The sequence below is a fragment of the Variovorax sp. FW305-3-2-15-B-LB1 genome (assembly GCF_058787635.1).
This window is the reverse complement of sequence record NZ_JBYSZY010000003.1, coordinates 1-19,151: the sequence shown is the minus strand read 5'-3', so window position 1 is coordinate 19,151 and position 19,151 is coordinate 1. Positions and strand designations below refer to the sequence as shown.

General features: G+C 68.0%; 19 protein-coding genes. 15 read left to right on the top strand and 4 right to left on the bottom strand.

Annotated elements, in window-relative coordinates; genetic code table 11:
- Positions 1-3: 3 nt before the first annotated feature.
- A complete protein-coding gene (locus AC3WQR_RS02770) occupies positions 4-2,316 on the bottom strand; it encodes an ATP-binding protein (RefSeq protein ID WP_492741084.1) in 2,313 nt (770 codons plus the stop codon).
- Positions 2,317-2,366: 50 nt separating this feature from the next.
- Positions 2,367-3,044 carry a response regulator transcription factor gene (locus AC3WQR_RS02765; protein ID WP_216360057.1) on the bottom strand — a complete coding sequence of 226 codons (678 nt, stop codon included), beginning with the start codon at positions 3,042-3,044 and terminating at the stop codon, positions 2,367-2,369.
- A gap of 66 nt (positions 3,045-3,110) precedes the next feature.
- Between AC3WQR_RS02765 and AC3WQR_RS02760 the strand changes: the two genes are divergently transcribed.
- The 6 genes from AC3WQR_RS02760 (at position 3,111) to AC3WQR_RS02735 (ending at position 9,969) form a co-directional block, all read left to right on the top strand.
- Positions 3,111-4,115 carry a DUF1120 domain-containing protein gene (locus tag AC3WQR_RS02760; RefSeq protein WP_492741083.1) on the top strand — a complete coding sequence of 335 codons (1,005 nt, stop codon included), beginning with the start codon at positions 3,111-3,113 and terminating at the stop codon, positions 4,113-4,115.
- A 134-nt stretch (positions 4,116-4,249) separates the two neighbouring features.
- Positions 4,250-4,912: a DUF1120 domain-containing protein gene (locus AC3WQR_RS02755; RefSeq protein WP_159271852.1), complete on the top strand. Its 663-nt coding sequence runs from the start codon at positions 4,250-4,252 to the stop codon at positions 4,910-4,912.
- 275 nt (positions 4,913-5,187) lie between these two features.
- The gene (locus AC3WQR_RS02750) at positions 5,188-5,904 is read left to right on the top strand and encodes a fimbria/pilus chaperone family protein (RefSeq protein WP_492741082.1); all 717 of its coding nucleotides are present in this window, start codon (positions 5,188-5,190) and stop codon (positions 5,902-5,904) included.
- A 29-nt stretch (positions 5,905-5,933) separates the two neighbouring features.
- Positions 5,934-8,444, top strand: a complete 2,511-nt coding sequence (locus tag AC3WQR_RS02745) for a fimbria/pilus outer membrane usher protein (protein ID WP_492741175.1) — start codon at positions 5,934-5,936, stop codon at positions 8,442-8,444.
- Positions 8,441-9,013, top strand: coding sequence for a DUF1120 domain-containing protein (locus tag AC3WQR_RS02740; RefSeq protein WP_492741081.1), 573 nt, complete (start codon positions 8,441-8,443; stop codon positions 9,011-9,013). Before AC3WQR_RS02745 ends, AC3WQR_RS02740 begins: the two co-directional genes overlap by 4 nt.
- Before the next feature lie 83 nt (positions 9,014-9,096).
- The gene (locus AC3WQR_RS02735) at positions 9,097-9,969 is read left to right on the top strand and encodes a winged helix-turn-helix transcriptional regulator (RefSeq protein ID WP_492741080.1); all 873 of its coding nucleotides are present in this window, start codon (positions 9,097-9,099) and stop codon (positions 9,967-9,969) included.
- Positions 9,970-9,985: 16 nt separating this feature from the next.
- Here AC3WQR_RS02735 and AC3WQR_RS02730 read toward each other — a convergent pair whose 3' ends face one another.
- Positions 9,986-10,948 carry a LysR family transcriptional regulator gene (locus AC3WQR_RS02730; RefSeq protein WP_159277016.1) on the bottom strand — a complete coding sequence of 321 codons (963 nt, stop codon included), beginning with the start codon at positions 10,946-10,948 and terminating at the stop codon, positions 9,986-9,988.
- Between the two features lie 199 nt (positions 10,949-11,147).
- Here AC3WQR_RS02730 and AC3WQR_RS02725 point away from each other — a divergent pair, with 199 nt between their 5' ends.
- From AC3WQR_RS02725 to AC3WQR_RS02690, 8 genes are all read left to right on the top strand, one after another.
- Positions 11,148-12,479, top strand: a complete 1,332-nt coding sequence (locus tag AC3WQR_RS02725) for an MFS transporter (protein WP_370869675.1) — start codon at positions 11,148-11,150, stop codon at positions 12,477-12,479.
- A 50-nt stretch (positions 12,480-12,529) separates the two neighbouring features.
- Positions 12,530-13,084, top strand: coding sequence for a 2-oxo-4-hydroxy-4-carboxy-5-ureidoimidazoline decarboxylase (uraD, locus tag AC3WQR_RS02720; RefSeq protein ID WP_492741079.1), 555 nt, complete (start codon positions 12,530-12,532; stop codon positions 13,082-13,084).
- Complete coding sequence (locus AC3WQR_RS02715; RefSeq protein WP_492741078.1) at positions 13,077-13,589, top strand: hydroxyisourate hydrolase; 513 nt, start codon at positions 13,077-13,079, stop codon at positions 13,587-13,589. The genes uraD and AC3WQR_RS02715 overlap by 8 nt, the downstream gene beginning before the upstream one ends.
- A gap of 48 nt (positions 13,590-13,637) precedes the next feature.
- Positions 13,638-13,973 carry a hydroxyisourate hydrolase gene (gene uraH / locus AC3WQR_RS02710; protein WP_062472877.1) on the top strand — a complete coding sequence of 112 codons (336 nt, stop codon included), beginning with the start codon at positions 13,638-13,640 and terminating at the stop codon, positions 13,971-13,973.
- A gap of 19 nt (positions 13,974-13,992) precedes the next feature.
- Positions 13,993-14,484, top strand: coding sequence for a nucleoside deaminase (locus AC3WQR_RS02705; RefSeq protein ID WP_492741077.1), 492 nt, complete (start codon positions 13,993-13,995; stop codon positions 14,482-14,484).
- 100 nt (positions 14,485-14,584) lie between these two features.
- Positions 14,585-15,196 carry a TetR/AcrR family transcriptional regulator gene (locus AC3WQR_RS02700; RefSeq protein ID WP_492741076.1) on the top strand — a complete coding sequence of 204 codons (612 nt, stop codon included), beginning with the start codon at positions 14,585-14,587 and terminating at the stop codon, positions 15,194-15,196.
- 53 nt (positions 15,197-15,249) lie between these two features.
- Positions 15,250-15,699 (top strand): nuclear transport factor 2 family protein, encoded by a 450-nt coding sequence (locus AC3WQR_RS02695; RefSeq protein WP_307638209.1) that lies wholly within the window; start codon positions 15,250-15,252, stop codon positions 15,697-15,699.
- A gap of 103 nt (positions 15,700-15,802) precedes the next feature.
- A complete protein-coding gene (locus AC3WQR_RS02690) occupies positions 15,803-17,500 on the top strand; it encodes a long-chain fatty acid--CoA ligase (protein ID WP_492741075.1) in 1,698 nt (565 codons plus the stop codon).
- Here the strand turns inward: AC3WQR_RS02690 and AC3WQR_RS02685 are convergent.
- Complete coding sequence (locus AC3WQR_RS02685; RefSeq protein WP_492741074.1) at positions 17,492-18,430, bottom strand: LysR family transcriptional regulator; 939 nt, start codon at positions 18,428-18,430, stop codon at positions 17,492-17,494. The genes AC3WQR_RS02690 and AC3WQR_RS02685 overlap by 9 nt on opposite strands.
- Positions 18,431-18,569: 139 nt before the next feature.
- Here AC3WQR_RS02685 and AC3WQR_RS02680 point away from each other — a divergent pair, with 139 nt between their 5' ends.
- Complete coding sequence (locus AC3WQR_RS02680; protein ID WP_095745271.1) at positions 18,570-18,977, top strand: RidA family protein; 408 nt, start codon at positions 18,570-18,572, stop codon at positions 18,975-18,977.
- Positions 18,978-19,151 lie beyond the last annotated feature (174 nt).

Sequence of the window (19,151 nt, the reverse complement as noted above, 5' to 3'; positions counted from 1 at the left end):
TGCTCAGGACGCCGCCTGTGCCGACAGCGCAAGCTGGAGTTCGTCCAGCAGGTCCGCCACGCGCATGTGATCCGAAGCGGTTTCGCCGCGGGCGATGTCTTCCAACGCATCGGCGGGGGCTGCCACGGCCGCAGCGTCGACCATCAAGGCCGCGCCCCTGATCCGGTGGGCATGGTGCGCCGCGCTCGCGCTATCGGCCGCAGCGAACGCCCGACGCAGTGCCGCAAGGTCTTCCGCCATGGCCTCGTGAAACTGCGGCGGCAAGGCCGTGTCGGGGCGTTGCGGCGACGACGGCGCTCCGCCCAGCCAGAGCTGCAGCATGCTCGACAGTTCGTCCAGGCGCAGCGGCTTCTTGAGCACGCCGTCCATCCCGCTTTCCATGCATTCGTCGAGGTGCGCCGAGTCGGTCGCGGCCGAGATCGCGATCACGGGCAGATGGGGGGCGCCGGCCTCGCGCTCCCGGATGCGGCGCGTCGCCTCGTAGCCATTCATCCCGGGCATGTGGCAGTCCATGAGCACGAGCGCAAAAGGATGCGGCGGCGCGAGCGCGGCCAGTGCCGCCGCGCCGTCGGCCTCGATCCGGGCGTCGTAGCCCAGCATGCGCAACTGCTCCGCGATGATGAACTGGTTGCCTGGATGGTCCTCCACGACCAGCACGGTGGCCGCAGGACCAACGGACGGTTTGCCATGCGCCGCAGCGGCAACCCTGGACGGTTCTTGTGAGGACGACACAAGCTTCACCGGCAGGGCGAACTCGACCGAGGTGCCCGCACCAAGGCGGCTGGTCAACCGGATCTCGCCGCCCATCAACTCGACCAGTTCCTTGCAGATGGTCAGCCCCAGGCCGGTGCCGCCAAATCGCCGCGTGGTCGAGTTGTCGGCCTGCGAATAGGCATCGAAGAGGGTGGCCTGCTGCGAGGGCGCGATGCCGATGCCGGTGTCGCTCACCGTGACCGTCAGCAGGCCGTTCATGTCGCCATCGTCCAGAAGCTCCAGCGTCACGTCGATGCGCCCGCGTTCGGTGAACTTCACGGCATTGCCCAGCAGGTTGAGCAGCACCTGCCGCAGCCGCGTGGGGTCGATCAGCACCTGCCGGCCCGACGGGTTGTGCGTGCGCACCGCGATGACCAGTGGCTTGTCCTGCGCGTTCACGCGCGCCACATGCGCCACCTTCTGCGCCAGCGCGTCGACGTCGGTGGGCACCAGTTCCAGCGCGAGGCGCCGGGCGTCCAGCTTCGAGAGGTCGAGCACATCGTCCAGCAGCGACAGCAGGGCCTCGGCTGCCGCCGAGGCGGTGCGCGTGAAGCGCGTCTGGCGCGCATCCAGCGGCGTGTGCGCCAGCATCTCGATGGAGGCCAACACCGCGTTCATGGGCGTGCGGATCTCGTGGCTCATCACCGCCAGGAAGTTCGACTTGGTGCGCTCGCTCTTCTGTGCGGCGCGCTGCGCCACGCGGGCGCGCCAGGCGAACCAGCCGAGCAGCACGACGCCGCCGAGCAGCAGTAACAGTTGCGGCAGGCGGTAGCGCACGATCGACAGCAGCGACGGCTCGCCGAAGTCGGTCTGTTCCAGCCACCGGTCGTTCATCTGGCCGGTCTCCGCCGCCGAGAGGCTGGCGAGCGACTTCTCCACGATGGAGTGCAGCAGCGGCAGGTCGGCGCGAACGCCCATCTGGGCCACGTACAGGAGATCGCCGATCGTGCCGGAGATGCTCAACTGGCGCGCATGCCGGCGGCGCATCATGGGAAGAAACACCGCGTCGGAGCCGATGGCGGCGTAGGCCTCGCCGGTGATCACCGCATCGAGGCTTTCCATCGGCTCGCTGGTGGGCAGCACGCGCACGCCGGGGTAGCGCTCGGCGAACACATGGGCGTAGGTGCCTCCGCCGCGCACGGCCGCCACCTTGCCGTCCAGGTCCTTCATGTGCAGGACGAAGGGGGCGTCGGTGCGCGTGACGATGATCGTCTGCGCCACGAAGAAGGGATCGGTCAGGCGCAGCCGGGCGCCGACCTCGCGCGTGGTGCGCTGGGCGCTGGCGTTCGGGAACATGTCGACCTTGCCGTCGAGGAAGGCCTGCTGGGCTTCCTGCCAGTCGGGGGTGGCGTGCAGCTCGAAGCGCAGGCCCGACTTGCGGGCGACCGCGTCGAGGTACTCCGCGATCAATCCCTTGTAGCGGCCATGCTCGATGGACTCCAGCGGGCTCAGCCGCGTGTCGGCGGCATAGCGCACGACGGGGTTGGCCTTCATCCAGCGCTGTTCCTCGTCGGTGAAGAGGGGCTGCGCCTGCGCCCAGGCAGGGCCGGCGGGGAGGGCCATCGCGCCGCACATCGTCCACCGGGCCGCTCGCCCGAGAGCGCGCCAGGGCTTCATGTCTTGTCCAGCTGGTGGCGGATCTTGAACAGCTCGTTGTCCGTGCGGATGCCCAGCTTGCGGAACGCCGCGTGTTTCTGCGTGCTGATGGTGTTCACGTTGCGGGAGAACTTCGCGGCGATCTGCGTGACCGACAGGCCTTCCAGGCAGCAGCGCAGCACCTCGCGCTCGCGCGGGGACAACTGGGGATGCTTCGTGAGCGCCTCGGCGTCGGTGTGGGGCGACGCGGCCTCGGAAAGGGTGGCGATGTCCGCCGCCATGTCGGGATGCAGGTGGATGCGGCCCTTGCTCACCGTGCGCACGGCCGCCACGAGCTCGTCCAGTTCCTGGCTCTTGCCGACATAGCCGCGCGCGCCGGCCTTCAGCGCCAGTGCCACGGTGGCCGCGCTGTAGTGCGCGGAGATGACGATCGTCCGGCTGCGCGGATGCCGGACCTTCAGTGCCCGCAGGAGGTTGAGCCCGTCGATGTCCGAAGGGCCGAGCGAGAAATCCACGAGCACGACATCCGCCGCCACGGTGGCCAGGGCATCGAGCAGTTCGCGGCTGGTGGCATGGCTGCCGACCACCGACAGGTCGGGCTCGTCCGCCAATCTTGCGATCAGGCCATGCCGGACGACCGCGTGGTCGTCGAGCACCATCAGGCGAAGCGGCTGCGCGGCGAGGTGGTGTGCCATGAGGACCCTCCCAGTGGGCGGATCGTAGGCGGCTCGCCCCCACGTCGACACCATCACAACGAGGGGATGCGTGAGCGCACGCCGTACGAGCCCGCGCTGCCCCGGGTTCGAATTTTCGAACGATCCCTAAGTCGACCTCCCGGTTTTTCGTTGTATTTCTATATCGGGAAAAGCACCCGAAAAGAACAATTCATCGGAACAAAACACGCCGCCGCTCACACGCTTTTCGTGCGCACTTTCAAGGGCGCTCGCTGCAAGAGGCGCAAGGCCCTTGCAACGCGAAACCCGACGCATCGGCGGTTGGATTGGGTTCGTTGCGGTGCAGTCCAACGCATCGTTTCGAGGCCATGGGTGGGTTTCGACGAATCCTTCGTTGAACCCTTTTTTGAAGTTCTTGAGGACATACCAGTGAAGAAAATTGCAACCCTTGCCGCTGCCACCTGCGCGGCTGCCGTGATGTTCGTGCCCGGTCAGGCGAGCGCCGACAGTGCCGAGCTCCGGATCGCCGGCATCATCGTGCCGGCCGCCTGCACGCCCGTTTTCACAGGCGGCGGCGTGGTCGACTACGGCAACATTCCCTCCGGCTCGCTGAACCCGACGGCCCAGACCACGCTCGCGGACAAGTCGACCCAGCTGACGCTGACCTGCGATGCGCCGGTACTGTTCGGCTTCAAGGTGATCGACGAACGCGCTGCGACGGCGGTCGCCGCGTTGGAAACCATCCCGGGGTATGCCACGAACGCGAAGTTCGGACTGGGCGCTGTGGATGGCAAGAACATCGGCGCCTATTCGTTGCAGATCACGAAAGAGACGGCCGATCAAGGCAGCACCAAACACATCAACAGCGTGGACGGCGGCGCCACCTGGTCGGACTTTGCCGGCGGCATGACCGGCGACGGCGGCACGCTCGTTGCGTTCGCCGCCAGTGCCACGGGAACGGTGCCAGGCGCCCACACCGCCATCACGGCCGACATCCGTGTGGTGACCGCCATCGACAAGGGCAGCAACCTGCCGCTGACCCAGCAGATTCCGCTGGATGGCCTGTCGACGTTCGAACTCGTCTACCTGTAAGCAGCGGCTGACGAACAGCCCGTCGATCCATTTCCATCCCTGCTTCCTCTGCCGTCAAGGGCAGCGTTTCGGGATGGGGAGGATCTCAACGAATCCTTCGTTGAAACTTTTTTGAAGTTCTTGAGGAAATACGTGTGAAGAGAATTGCAACCCTCGCCGCCATCGCTGGCGCGGCCGCCGTGGTGATCGCGCCTGTCCCGGCGAGCGCCGAAAGCGCCGAACTGCGGATCACCGGCACCATCGTTCCTGCCGCTTGCACGCCCGCCTTTGCAGGCGGTGGCGTGGTCGACTACGGCACGATCCCCGCCAGCTCGCTGAACCCGACGGCCCAGACCACGCTTGCGCAAAAGTCGATCCAGCTGAGCATGACCTGCGATGCGCCTGCGATGTTCGGCTTCAAGGTGATCGACGAACGCGCAGGGACCGCGGTCACTTCGCTGGCAACGGTTCCGGGGCTTACTGAGAAGGAGAAGTTCGGCTTGGGTGCGTCGGATGGCAAGAACATCGGCGCATATTCGTTGCAGGTTGTGAGTCAGACCTCCGATGGAGGCTTCTCGCTTTCCCTTGCGAGCGAGGACGGCGGAATCAATTGGGGGTTCCTTGGCATGAGGGGCCTGAAGGGTGAAGGGAATCAACTTGTTTCATTCAGCAAGACCCAGTCGAATCTGCCGGCTGCCAGCAGGTCTGTCACGGCCGATATCCGTGTGACGACCGCCATCGACAAGAGCAGCAACCTGCCGTTGACCCACGCGATCCCGCTGGATGGCCTGTCGACGTTCGAACTCGTCTACCTGTAAGCCACACGGCTGTATCGGTCGGTCCTTCCGCCCGATACAGGGTGGTGCCGGGCAGGGCGCCTGGCGCAACCCTTTCCAGGACATCCCGTTCTCGAGCCCGCTGCGGCATTGAGGACCCTTCGGCATCGCGTCCGGACCGTTCGGGATCGACGCGGTGCCACCCCTGGTGCCACGGCTGGCGAACAGCCCGTCGATCCATCCCCATTTTTGATTCTTCTCGAAAGTGCCCCTTTCGAGACGGCGGACGCGCTCGTCCGACCACAGGAAAGAGAACCGTGAACTTCATCCCCGCCAGATTTGTTTTCGCACTGTCTGTCTCGACCGCGTTGATCGTGGGCCTTGCCCCGTTGCCGCTGCATGCCGCGGGCATGCTGCCGGAGACCTCGGTCGTCATCGTCAACGAGAGCGATGGCGAGGCCAGCATCAACGTCAAGAACACGGACACCAAGCCGGCGCTCATGTTCACGTCGCTGACGGGCATTCCCGGGGACGATGACACCCTGCTGATCGTGACCCCGCCGGTCGCCCGGGTCGAGCCGGGTGAGACACAGCTGGTGCGTTTTCTGCTGCAGACCAAGGAGCCGCTGAAGACGCAGCGCCTGCGGCGCGTCATCTTCGAAGGCATCCCGCCGAAGAACACGGAACCGGGCCTGCGCGTGACCATGAACGTGCGCCAGAACCTGCCGGTGCTGATCCACCCCAAGGGCCTGGCGAAGGACGACCAGCCATGGAAGCGACTGAAGTGGTCGGTCGGGACCGGCACGCTGCGCGTGGTGAACGACAGCCCGTATGTGGTGCGCCTGGCCACCGCGGTCCAGTTGCTCCCGTCGACCGCGACGGTCGACTTGCCGCGCCCCCATGTGCTGCCCGGCGAGACGGTGGAAGTGCCCCTGCCGGCCGCTGCGAAGGGGGCCGCCACGGTGCGGATGGTGCCTGCGACGGTGTACGGCTTCACCGTGGCCAGCTACGACGTCAGGCTCGCGGCGCACTGACGATGGCTGGGCAGTCGTCCTTGCGCACCGTGGTCCCGGCGGCCGTCACGGGCGAGCGCGCGAAAGGCACTTCGGCCGGCCTGCCGGCGATGCTCTGCGTGCTGTTGGCCTCTCCGTCGGCCTTTGCCCTGGCCGGCGAGGATCGCGCCGACGTCATCGAGCAGTTCATCAAGGAAAAGCAGGGCGCCGGCTTCGACCTGGACGTGCTCAGGCAGCGCGGCATCGATCCGAAGCTGGCGGACTACTTCCGGCACGAAGCCCGCTTTCGCGCCGGAACGAGCGTGGTGACGCTGTTCGTCAACGGCGAGCGGCGCGGGCTGGTGCCCGCCACCTTCGATGGGGACGGCCGCCTGTGCTTCGACGAGACGCTGCGGGACAAGGCCGGCCTCGTCACGGGCCGCGGGGCGGGAGACGCAGCTGCGGGCGCCACGGCCTGCGATGAATTCCAGCGCCAGTTCCCCAGCACGATCGTCGAGCTGCGCCCCGGCAGGGACGAGGTCCGCCTCATCGTGCCGACCGATGCGTTCCGGGCCCGCGAGCGGGCCGACACCTTCAGCAGCGGCGGCGTCGCCGGCCTGCTGAACTACGACCTGCTGACGATGGACAGCCGCCATGCCGGCGGCACCAGCAGCTTCCATTCGCTGGGGACCGAGGCCGGCCTGAACGTCGGCGACTGGATCTTCCGCAGCCGCCAGAGCTACACCTCGAACAACGGCAAGGAGAAGCTCCAGCACCTGTATGCCTACGGCCAGAAGACGCTGACCGGCCTGGGCGCCACGGTGCAGGGCGGCCAGATCACCATCGCCAGCTCGATCTTCCCGGGCGATCCGATCCTGGGCGTGCAGATCGTCCCGGAGGAGGCCCTGCGCGCGGACGCACGCGACAACGGCGCCGTGGTCGAAGGCATCGCCCACACGCAGGCCCGCGTCGAGGTGCGGCAGAACCACGCGCTCATCTACTCGACGGTCGTCCCACCGGGGCCGTTTTCGCTGACAGGCCTGCCGCTGCTCAGCGGCGCGAGCGACCTGGAAGTCACGGTCATCGAGGCCGACGGCTCGCGCCGGCCGTTCACCGTGCCCGCCGCCGCCCTGGGCGCGACCGCGCTTCGCACGACGGCGGGCTACTCGTTCGCGGTCGGCCGCTACCGCCCGTATGGCCACGGCGACCGGCAGGACAAGCCCTGGGTGGCGACAGGCACCGGCACCTGGGCCCTGGACAAGCGCACGCACCTGACGGCGGGCGCCATGGCGGCCACGCGCTACCAGGCCGCCGCATGGGCCGTGAATCGCATGGTGGTGCCGGGCACGATGGCGGGGTTTCGACAGGCCGCGTCCAACGCAACAGGGGAGGGCGTGCGCGGCACGCAGGTCAACGCGTCGCTGAGCAGCGTGATCTCGCCCGCCTTGTCCGCGTCGATGAGCGCCACGCAACAGACCCGGGGCTTTCGCGATCTGGCGGACACGGTGAACCCGGACCTGTTCGACACCGCCTGGACGCGCCAGCGCTACAAGGGCCAGTACACGGGCTCGGTCGGCTGGACCCACGCGAGCCTTGGCGGTTTCCGGCTGGCCTATTCGGCCTCCTCGACCTTCGACGGACGCCACATCCAGCGCGTGATCGGCTCGTGGGTGAAGTCGTTCGCGCACGCCACGGTGTCGCTCAACGTGGAACGCAGCACGGGCGACCTCGGGCGCTTCGACAACCGGCATGCGGCCTATGTCACCGTGAGCATTCCGCTGGGCTCGAAGACGGTGAAGACGTACGTCAACCGCTACGACGACCGGACCCGCGCCGGCGTCACGCTCAACGAGCGCATCAACGACACCACGAGCTACCAGGTCTCGGCCGAGCGGGACAGCCGCGACGGGCGCAACGACTTCGCAGGGCGCCTGAGCCTGCTGCCGCGCTACACGCAGGTCAACGTGGGCTTCTCGCGCAACGGATCGAGCACCACCTACAGCGGGCAACTGCAAGGCGGCATCGTCGCCCACAAGGACGGCGTCACGTTCTCGCCGTACCCCGTGCAGGACACCTTCGGCATCGTCTCGGTGGGGGGCGTGTCCGGCGTCCGGATCGGCACGCCGCAAGGCCCGGTATGGACCGATGCGTGGGGTCGCGCGGTGGCCCCGCAGCTGTTCCCGTACCACACGAGCCGGCTGGAGGTCGCGACCCGATCGCTGCCTCGCAACGTCGACTTGGTGAACGGCTACCAGGAGCTCGATGCGGGCCGCGGATCGGTGAACTACATCCGCTTCGGCGTGGTTAACGCCCGCCGGGTGCTGCTGAAAGCCGTCGGTCCCGCGGGGCAGGCGCTCGAGAAGGGTGGGGCGGTGGTCGATGGCGACAACCAGTACGTCACCTCGGTCGTCGACGGCGGGCAGGTCTTTCTGCCCGACGTGCGGGACGGCGCGGACCTGCGGGTCACGCTGTCGAACGGCGACAGCTGCAGGCTCGCGTTTTCGCTGCCGGAAAAGCCAGACGCCTCCGCCTACTTTGAATCGGCCGATGCCACCTGCACGGCCATGGGAGCACACCAATGATCACGATGAAAAGCCTGCGCCGAATGGGCGCGACGTTCGGCATGGCACTTGTCGCGCTGGCAGCCACACCGGCGCATGCACAAGCCTCGGCACGCTGCGACACGCAACTGAGCGAGTCGCTCGTCGACTACGGACGGATGACCCGCGCACAGCTGCTGGAGCGCCAGCCCGACCCCGCCCGCGCCTCGCTGGGCAAGCGCCTCGTGACGCTCACGGCGGTGTGCGCCGAACGCACGGCGATGGCGCTGTCGTTCCAGGGCGCGGCGGCGGACGACACGGGGTTCCGGTTCGCCGGGAACGGTCGCTTCACCCTGCGGATCGTGCAGGCGCAGCTCGATGGCAAGCCGGTTCGCCTGGCCGCATCGCAGGCGGACGCACCAGGCCAGACCCCTTCATCGCTCCTTCGGCCCGGCGACCGGTTGTCGCCCATGGACGGCGGAGGCCTGGCCCAGGGCCAACGCCTGACGGTCCAGCTCGAGATCGAGCCCTTCGTGGGAACCGCTGCCACGCGCGTCGCGGCCGAAAGCACCTGGGAAGGCGCGGGGCGTTTCGAAGTTCTGAGCCGTTAGCCCGTCATCCGGCGCACAGGCCACCCATTCGGTTCGCCCACAAGGCGATTCGACATCCGATCCATCTACCTCTGGAGCGACCCTTGAAGCAGAGCCATTGCACAGTCCACACCGCCATTCCCTCCACGCTGCGGCTGCCCATCCTGTGGGATGAGCCCGTGTGCGCCACCATTGCGGTGATCGACCCGGAACTCCGGCCCCGACAGCAGATGGGGCGGGCCATCCGCAGGCTCGGCCATTGGCCGCTGGTCTTCACCAGCGCACTGGAGTTGATGCAGGCGTGCCGCTACCTCCACCTTCGCTTCGACGCCGTGGTCGTGGCCTGCCCGGTGGACGCCGGCGCCGCGGGCGCACTGATCGCCCAGGTGCGGGAACAGGTGGGCCCGGAGTGCCCCCTGGTCCTGAGCGGCGGCAAGCGCGGTCTGCGCGAGCTGGCGGTCCTGCATGCGCGCGAATCCGACCACGTGGAGGTGACACCGTCTTCGTTCGAAGAGGCGTACCTCCTGATGCGGTGCTTCCTGCAGTGGCACCGGGCACGGGTGGCGGGCCAGTTCGTCGAATGGGGTGCGTTCCGCTTCGACCTGTCCGCGGACAGCGCGCAGGTGGCCGGCATCCGGGTCGAATTGACGCCCAATGAGTTCGACCTGGCCATCGTGCTGTTCAGGAACGTCGATCAGGTCCTGACCCACCACGCGCTGCGCGCGCTGGTCTGGGACAGCGGCCATCGCAGCGGCTCCGGGGTGCTCTCCACGAACGTGTGCGGCCTGCGCCGCAAGCTCGGCCTTGGCGCCGGACGCCATGGGCTGGAGCTGCAGGCCGTTCCGGGGCAGGGCTACCGGCTGAGCACCACGGCCAGCGCGCCGGAAGAGAACAGGCGCCGGCAGCGGGAACCCGTCCGAAGGGCAGGGGAACGCGCGTGGGGGAGCGCAGCCGCTGCGCCGGGTTCGGCCGCCTGAGCGAAAGGCAGTCAGCCTAGGCGCTTGCGGGTGCGGTAACTTCCGCCGCATCGGGCCGCGCCAGCCCCGACGCCACCGCCGCCAGGATGCCGCGCAGCCAGCGGTGCGCCGGCTCGTGCTGCGAGCGGTCGTGCCACAGCTGGTAGAAGCGCATGCGCGGAAAGCCCTGCGGCGCGGGCACCGCCACCAGCGGCAGCGTGTGCACGAACTGCATCGCGAAATGGCGCGCGGTGGTGAAGACCAGGTCGGTGCCCACCAGCAGGTGCGGCGCCACGGTGAAGTAGGGCACGGCAATGCAGGCCTCGCGCGTCTGGCGCAAGGTGGCCAGGTGCGTCTCGACCACGCCGCGCTGCGACGCCGCATACGGCGTGGGCACCACGTGGCGCGCGGCGATGTAGCGCTCCATCGTCATCGCGCCCTTGGCGGCCAGCGGGTTGTTCTTGCCCATGAGGCACATCAGGTCGTCCTCGAGCAGCAGCGACAGGTGCAGCCGGTCGGGCGGCTGCGGCCAGTTGCCGATGACGATGTCGAGCTCGCCCTGCGCCAGCGCGCGCTCGTAGTCGTAGGTGACGCTCAGCGGGTGCACCACCAGCCGCGCATGCGGCGCCTCGGCGCGAAACCGCGTCGTCACGTCGGCCAGGAAGCTCATCGCCAGGTAGTCGGGCAGCGCGAGGTGGAAGGTCATCGCGCTCGAAGCAGGCTCGAACTGCTCGGGGCCCGAGAGCATGCGGTCGATTTCGAGCAGCGCGCCGCGTGCGCGGTCGCGCAGCTGCAGCGCCCGCTCGGTCGGCACCATGCCGCTGCGCTCGCGCACCAGGATGGGGTCGGCGAACACCTCGCGCAGCCGGCGCAGGGCGGTGCTGATGGCGGGCTGGGTCTGGTTCATTCGCACCGCCACCCGGGAGACGCTGCGTTCGGCCACCAGGGCGACCAGCACGCGCAGCAGGTAGGTGTCGACGGGAGCGTGGGAGCGTGACATGGCGGAGAAAAGGGCCTCTGAGGGCGTTGCCGGCGGCAAGACCATCATGGCAAACCGTTATGCCGCACATTCTAGAGAGCGTGATCCGGGGCCGCGATATCTGCCTACAGTTCGCCACCAGCGGGAACGGCAGCCGCAAGCGGACCCACAGAAGGTCCCAGGCGGCGCGTCCCGTCCACACCTAGAAATGGAGACAACCATGAGCATGGACGCCACGATGGCGCCAGTCCGGGAACACACCGCCACGGCGGAACTGGACGGCATCTACCGCAAGATCATCTTTCGCCTGATTCCCTTCCTGATGCTGCTGTGGGTGCTGGCCTGGATCGACCGGGTCAACATCGGCTTCATCAAGCTGACGATGCTGGACGACCTGAAGTGGAGCGAGGCGGCCTACGGGCTGGGCGCGGGGATCTTCTTCCTGGGCTACTTCTTCTTCGAGGTGCCCAGCAACCTGCTGCTGCAGAAGATCGGCGCCAAGAAGACCATCATGCGCATCACGATCGGCTGGGGCCTGACCTCGATCGCCACGATGTTCGTGAAGAGCACCGAGATGTTCTACCTGCTGCGCTTCCTGCTGGGCGTGTTCGAGGCGGGCTTCTACCCCGGCATCATCCTGTACCTGACCTACTGGTTCCCCGACAGCCGGCGCGCCAAGGCCTTCGGCATGTTCATGTCGGCCTCGGCCTTCGCGGGCGTGATCGGCGGGCCGCTGGCCGGCACCATCATGAACAACATGCATGGCGTGAACGGCTGGGCCGGCTGGCAGTGGGTGCTGCTGCTCGAGGGCATTCCCTCGGTGCTGGCCGGCATCGCCACCTACTTCTACCTGACCGACCGGCCCGAGCAGGCCCACTGGCTCACGGCGCGTGAACGCCAGCTGGTGCACGACGACCTGGAACGCGACCGCAAGACGCTGGGCCACCGCGAGCACAGCATGCTGGCCTCGCTGAAGAACGGCAAGTTCTGGCTGCTGATCCTGATCTTCTTCTGCATCATTGCGGCGAACTCGTCGCTCACCTTCTACGGCCCGACGCTGGTGAAAGAGATCGGCTTCACCAACCCGCTGACCGTGGGCTGGATCATGGCCGGCGCCTACCTGTGCGGCGCGGCCGGGATGATCTGGAACGGCTTCCACTCCGACCGCCACCAGGAGTCGCGCTACCACTGCGCGCTGGCCGCGGCGCTGGGTTCGGGTGCCTTGCTGGTGGTGGCGCTGTTCCTGCGCCAGAGCCCGGCCCTGGTGCTGGCCGGTCTCACGCTGGCCATCGTCGGCACCATGAGCGCCATCCCCGTGTTCTGGCAGATGCCCAACCGCTTCCTGGCCGGCACCGCAGCCGCCGGCGGCGTGGCGCTGATCAACTCGATCGCCAACCTCGCGGGCTTCGGCGCGCCGTGGATGCTGGGCCTCATCAAGACCGCCACCGGCAGCCTGGCGCCGGGCCTGTATGTGGTCGCGGCGGTCGAGATCTGCGCCACCTTGCTGATCCTGCTGTTCGTGCCGCGCCTGCACAAGACGCCCGCGCGCTGATTCCTTTCACCCCTTCGTCCGCCTGTCTGAATACAAAGGAGATGCTCTCCATGCCTTCCCACGCCCATCGTTTCGATCTCCAGGCGCTCAACGCCATGGACTGCGACGCGTTCGTCGCCGCACTCGGGCCGACTTTCGAGAACTCGCCCTGGGTCGCGCGCTCGGCCTGGTCGCTGCGGCCCTTCGCCACCATCGACGCGTTGCACGAAGCCATGCTCGACGTGGTGCGCCGCGCACCCGACGCCCAGCAGCTGGCGTTCCTCTGCGGCCACCCCGAGCTGGCGGGCCGCGAAGCCCAGTCCGGCACGATGACCGCCGAGTCTGTCGGCGAGCAGGGCAGTGCAGGCCTGAATGCCCTGAGCCGCGAAGAGATGGCCGAGATCCAGCGGCTGAACCGCGTGTACCGCGAGCGGCACGGCTTTCCTTTCATCATCGCGGTGCGGCGCAGCACCAAGGGCCAGATCTTCGAGGCGCTGCGCAGCCGCGCCGCCGAGTCCACCGAAGCCGAGCGCCGCGCGGCGCTGGCGCAGATCGGCCTCATCACCCGCGGTCGCATCGACACGCTGCTGGGTGCGTCCATCTCCCAAGGAGCGGTCCATGCCTGAGAAAGAAATTTCCCTGCCCGCACGCCGTCGCTTCGCGCTGTCGGGCCTCGCGCTCGGCGCTGCAGCCCTGGCGCCGCACGGTGCTGTTGCGCAAACGGCCGCACCCGCCGGCCCGGCCCAGGCCAGCGGCCCGATCGTGCTGCACGGCGTGAGCCCGCGCCTGACCGTGCATGCGCTCGACACCTTCCACGGCGCCGCGGCGACCGGCCTGCGCATCGATCTCTCGGTGCGCGAGGGCGACGGCTTCAAGCTGCTGCGCACCGTGACCATGAACGGCAACGGTCGCGCCGACGAGCCGCTCTTGATCGGCGACAGCTACCGCGCCGGCGACTACGAGCTGCTGCTGCACGTGGACGAGTACTTTGCGCGCAAGCAGTCGCGCCTGCCCACGCCGCCGTTCCTGTCGAAGCTGCCGGTGCGCATCCGCGTGGCCAACGTGGCCGAGCGCATCCACCTGCCGATCCAGTTCGGCCCGTGGAGCTACACCTACTCGCGCGGCAGCTGACCAAGCAGGCCCCGTTCGTTCCCTTCGTCCGCAAGGAGTTTTGTTCTCATGACCGGCATCACCACCCACGTGCTCGACATCACCACCGGCCGCCCGCTCGTCGGGTTGAAGGTCGACCTCTACGACGTGGCGACCACGCCGCCGACGCGCCTGAACAGCACGCGCACCAACGCCGACGGCCGCACCGACGCGCCCATGCTGGCCGCCGCCTCGGCGCGCACCGGACAGTTCGAACTGCAGTTCCACGTCGGGGACCACTTCAAGGCGGCCGATGCGCTGTCCGACGTGGTGCCCGTGCGCTTCGCCATCGCCGACGCCGCGCAGCACTACCACGTGCCGATGCTGTGCGCCCCCTGGTTTTTTTCCACCTATCGCGGCAGCTGACCGCGGGAGCTTTTCCTGAATGACCACATCCCATGACCCCCACGCAGGCGCGTACCTGCTCGACTCCATCCGCCTCGCCATGGGCAACATCCGCGAGCGCAAGACCTGGCCCTTCGGCGCCGTGATCGCGCGCGACGGCAAGGTCATCGCCACCGCCGTCAACGAAGTGGACGCCCTGTGCGACCCCTCGGCCCACGCCGAGATGCAGGCCGTGCGCGCTGCGGCCAAAGCCCTGAAGAGCACCGACCTGTCGGGCTGCACCGTGTACGCCAGCGGCTACCCGTGCTCGATGTGCCTGACGGCGATGTACCTGTCGGGCGTGAAGGAGGTCTTCTACGCCTACTCGAACGAAGACGGCGAGCCCTTCGACCTGTCGGCCGCGCGCGGCTACGTCGAGATCGCCCGGCCGCTGGAGCAGCGCGAGATGAAGCTGCATTCGCTGCCGGTGCGCGATGAGGCCGATGAGGACTTGTACGAGGCGTGGAGCAAGGTGGCGCAGCCGGCGGGTTGAGCCGGAGACAGCGCTGCGCCCGAGCCTGCCGGGCCGATGCTGCATGCCATACTGCCCGCGTGTTCACGTGGCGCAGCAGCCATCGAGGAGAAAGACGCACATGGTCCAGCAGGCCAAGCGCAGCGCAACCACCGTCGGGGCCATCCTCGCCTCGGCGCGACAGCTGTTCATCGAGCGGGGGTTCGCGGCCGTCAGCATCGACGACATCGCGGCCGGCGCGGGGATCGCCAAGGGCGGCCTGTATCACCACTTTCGCGCCAAGCACGACGTCTTCGAGGCGGTGCTCGATGCGGTGCAGGCTGAGCTGGCGGCGGAACTCGGCACGCGCATCCAGCGCATCGAAGGGCATCGCTCGCCCCACACCATCGCGACCAACCTGCGCATCTACCTCGAAGCGGCCACGCAGGAAGGCCTGCGCCAGCTGATCCTGGTCGACGGGCCCGTGGTGCTCGGCTGGGAGCGCTGGCGCGGCATCGACGATCGCCACTTCATGGACTCGATCCGCACCGGGCTGGTGGCCATCATGCCGGCGGGCACGCCACCCGAAGAGATCGAGGCCGCCACGCGGCTCATCGCCGGCGCGGTGGCCGAAGCCGCACTGGCCTGTGGGGCGGCGCAAGACCCGGTGGCCGCCGTGCAGCTGCACTGCCGGTTGCTCGAGACCATGCTGTGCGGGCTGCAGCAACACGGGTCGGATTCCTACCCGGATTGACAAACCGACTTTGAGTCGGTAAATTTTCTCCATCGCATCCGATGGAGACAGACATGGCGTTTCCTGGCAAGACCGATCCCGCCGACCCCGCCCTGGGGACCGAAGCGTTGTTCGCGCGCTACCACGTCGGATGGGAAACACGCGACCCCGACCGCATCGCGTCGCTGCATTCCGAAGACACGACCTACTGGCTGCACGACGGTTCCGCGCCGGTGCGCGGGCGCGAGGCGCTGCGCCAGTACTGCGTCGGCGTGTTCGCCCGCTATCCCTTCAGTTTCGAGCTGCGGCGCAGCCTGTTCGGCGCGCGGCACTGGGTGCTGGAGTGGGTGATGGTGCTGCCGCTGAAGGACACGGCAGGGCAGCCCTTCACCGCGCGCGTCGAGATGCTCGACGTGGTCGACGTCAACGACGCCGGCGAGGTGACGCGCAAGGACGTCTACATGAACGGTGCCCAGTCGCAGGCCGCCTTTGCGCGCGCGGGCATCGCGCCCGGCCAGCCGTAGCCGTCTCGTTCTCGAACATCGCTCCCGCCTCCGGCACGCCGGAAGCGGGCAGGGCGCAGCCACGCCCCATCGACCGACGGTTATCACCCATCAGGAGCACGCCATGCACACCCGCCCGCATCACACGTTCTGGCCCCGACGCCTGCCTCGCACCTTGCACGCGGCGCGCACGCCGCTGTGGGACAACCTTGCGGTCAATGCCCGTCGCTTTCCCGACAAGGCGGCGCTCATCTTCATGGGCCGCACGATGAGCTATGCGCAGCTGTGGGCCGCCGTCGGGCGCCTGTCGGCCGGCCTGCATCCGCTGGGCGTGCGCTCCGGCGACCGCGTGCTGCTGGTGATGCAGAACTGCCCGCAACTGGTGATCGCGCATTTCGCGATCCTGCGCGCCGATGCCGTGGTGGTGCCGGTCAACCCGATGAACCACGCCGAGGAGCTCAAGCATTTCATCGTCGATCCCGATGCGCAGGTGGCGATTGCGACGGCGGACCTCGCGGTCGAACTCGCGAAAGCCAGCGATGCCTTGCCGCAGGCACAGCAGTTGCGCCACCTCGTCGTGACGCAGTTCACCGATGCCTTCGACCCGGCCGCGCTGTCGGAGCAGGACATGCCGGCAGCCTGGGCACCATGGCTGTTGCCGCGCCGCGAACTGCCGACGCTGGCCGGTGGCGCGGTGCATGCGTGGTCCGACTGCCTGGCCTGCGAAGCCGCGCCGCCCGTGGCCAGCGCCGATGCGGACGCACTGGCCCTGTTGCCTTACACCAGCGGCACGACCGGCCAGCCCAAGGGCTGCATGCTCAGCCACGCGAACGCGATGCACAACGCGATGGCCATCAACGCCTGGGGCAACGTGACGCCGCAGAGCATCCACCTCGTGGCCGTGCCGATGTTCCACATCACCGGCATGGTCGGCGTCATGCACGCGGCGATGCAGGTGGGCGCCACGGCCGTGCTGATGCCGCGCTGGGACCGCGAACTGGCCGGCCGGCTGATCGCCACGCACCAGGTCACGCACTGGGCCAACATCCCGACCATGGTCATCGACCTCTTGGCCAGTCCGAACGTGGCGCGCTTCGACCTGTCGAGCCTGGTCGCCATCGGCGGCGGCGGGGCGGCAATGCCGCAGGCGGTGGCGCAGCGGCTGTTCGAGCAGTACGGCCTGCGCTATGTCGAGGCCTACGGCCTCACGGAAACTGCCGCGCCCTCGCACTACAACCCGCCCGACGCGCCGAAGCTGCAGTGCCTGGGCATCCCGTTCATGAGCACCGACGCGCGCGTGATCGACCCCGACACGGGCCGCGAGGTCGCGCCGGGAGCGCAGGGCGAGATCGTGATCCACGGGCCGCAGGTCTTCGCGGGCTACTGGAAACGCCCGGCGGACACCGAGGCCGCCTTCGTCGAGATCGACGGCAAGCGCTTCTTCCGCTCCGGCGACATGGGGCATGTGGACGGGGAGGGCTACTTCTTCGTCACCGACCGGCTCAAGCGGATGATCAACGCGAGCGGCTTCAAGGTCTGGCCGGCTGAGGTGGAAGCGCTGATGTTCCGCCACCCGGCCATCCAGGAGGCCTGCGTGATCGCGACCCGCAACGCCTACCGCGGCGAATCGGTCAAGGCGCTGGTGGTGCTCAAGCCTGCGCAAGCGCCGGTGAGCGCGCAGGACATCATCGACTGGTGCGCCGCGAACATGGCGGCGTACAAGGCGCCGCGCGTGGTGCAGTTCGTCGACGCGCTGCCCAAGAGCGGCAGCGGCAAGGTGATGTGGCGCGCGTTGCAGGAAGCAGAGGCTGCGTCAGAGTGAATCCGACGGACCCGGGCGAACGATGACCGGCGCATGCTGCGCCATCAGCCCGGCGACCCACTCGATGAACGCGCGCAGCTTGGCGCTCACATGCCGGTTCGGCGCGAACGCCACGTACAGCGGCATCGGATCGAGCTGCCAGTCTTCGAACAGCGGCACCAGTTCGCCGCGCGCCCGGTGCGGCGCGGCCATGTAGTCCGGCAGCCAGAGGATGCCCAGGCCCGCCAGCCCGGCCGTGAGGTAGGCGTTGCCATCGTCGACCGAAAGCACGTAGCGGCCCTGCACGTCGACGCGCTCGCCGCCCCGGCGCATGGCGTACGGAAAGGTCTTGCCGTGGCGCGACCACAGGAAGCCGACGATGCGGTGGTGCGTGTCTTCCAGCTCGCGCGGGTGCGCGGGCGTGCCTGCCAGTTCGAGGTAACTCGGCGCCGCATAAACCCCGAGCTCCAGGTCGCCCACGCGGCGGGCCATGAGCGAGGGGTCTGTGAGCTCGCCGCCGCGCACGACGCAATCGACGTTCTCGCCGATCACATCGACCATGCGGTCGCTCACGCCCATGTCGAGCTGAATGTCGGGGTAGCGCGCATGAAAGGTCGGCAGCGCGGGCACCAGGATCATGCGGGCCAGCGGGCTGGGCACGTCCACGCGAAGGCGGCCGCGGGGCAGGGCGGCCGCGCCCGACAGGCTGGTTTCGGCGTCGTCCAGGTCGGCCAGCAGCCGCACCGCACGCTCGTAGTACGCCGCGCCATCGGCCGTGACGTTCACCTTGCGCGTCGTGCGATGGAGCAGCTTCACACGCAGCCGCGCCTCCAACTGCTGCACGAGCTGGGTCACGCTGGTCTTGCTCATGTGCAGCGTGTCGGCGGCCTTGGTGAAGCTGCCGGCTTCCACCACGCGGGTGAAGGCCTGCATTGCATCGAAACGGTCCATGGAAAGGCTCCTGTGCAGCGTGTGCCGTGATTGTTTGGGATCTGCAAACAGTGATTGTTGGCTTTGCCCGTTTATCGATGGCGCGTGGCTTCCTAAAGTCCCTGCGTCGTCCTCACTCACCGCAGAAAGAAAGCACCCCATGGCCTCACGCGACGTCGTTTTTCCACCTGGGCGCCAGGCGCTCTACGAACGCAACCGCTATTCGCCGGCCGTTCGCTCCAACGGCTTCCTGTTCGTGTCGGGGCAGGTCGGCAGCCGCGAAGACGGTTCGCCGGAGCCTGAACTGGAGGCGCAGGTGCGGCGCGCGTTCGACAACCTGAACGCCATCCTGAAAGCCGCGGGCTGCACCTTCGACGACGTGGTCGACGTGACGGTCTTCATCGTCGATCCGGAATCGAACTTCGAAACGATCTGGAAGCTGGTGCCCGAGTACTGGGGCGAAGCGCCGCACCCGACGCTGACCGGGATCGGCGTGACGTGGCTGTATGGCTTTCAGTTCGAGATCAAGGTGATTGCGAAGCTGCCGGATGGGAGCACGCTGAGCTGATTCGGCTCAGGGCAACTTCGCCCAGGCCTGAAATGAAGGGCTGGGCGAAGTGCGAAGGCCGGAAGGGCATTGGGCTCGGGTCGACCTGTGTTGACATTGTTGGATTCCATCGATCTCTGACCCGAGATTTCCATTGAATACTGACCCACCCGCTTTGTGAGCCTGAAGGCTTCA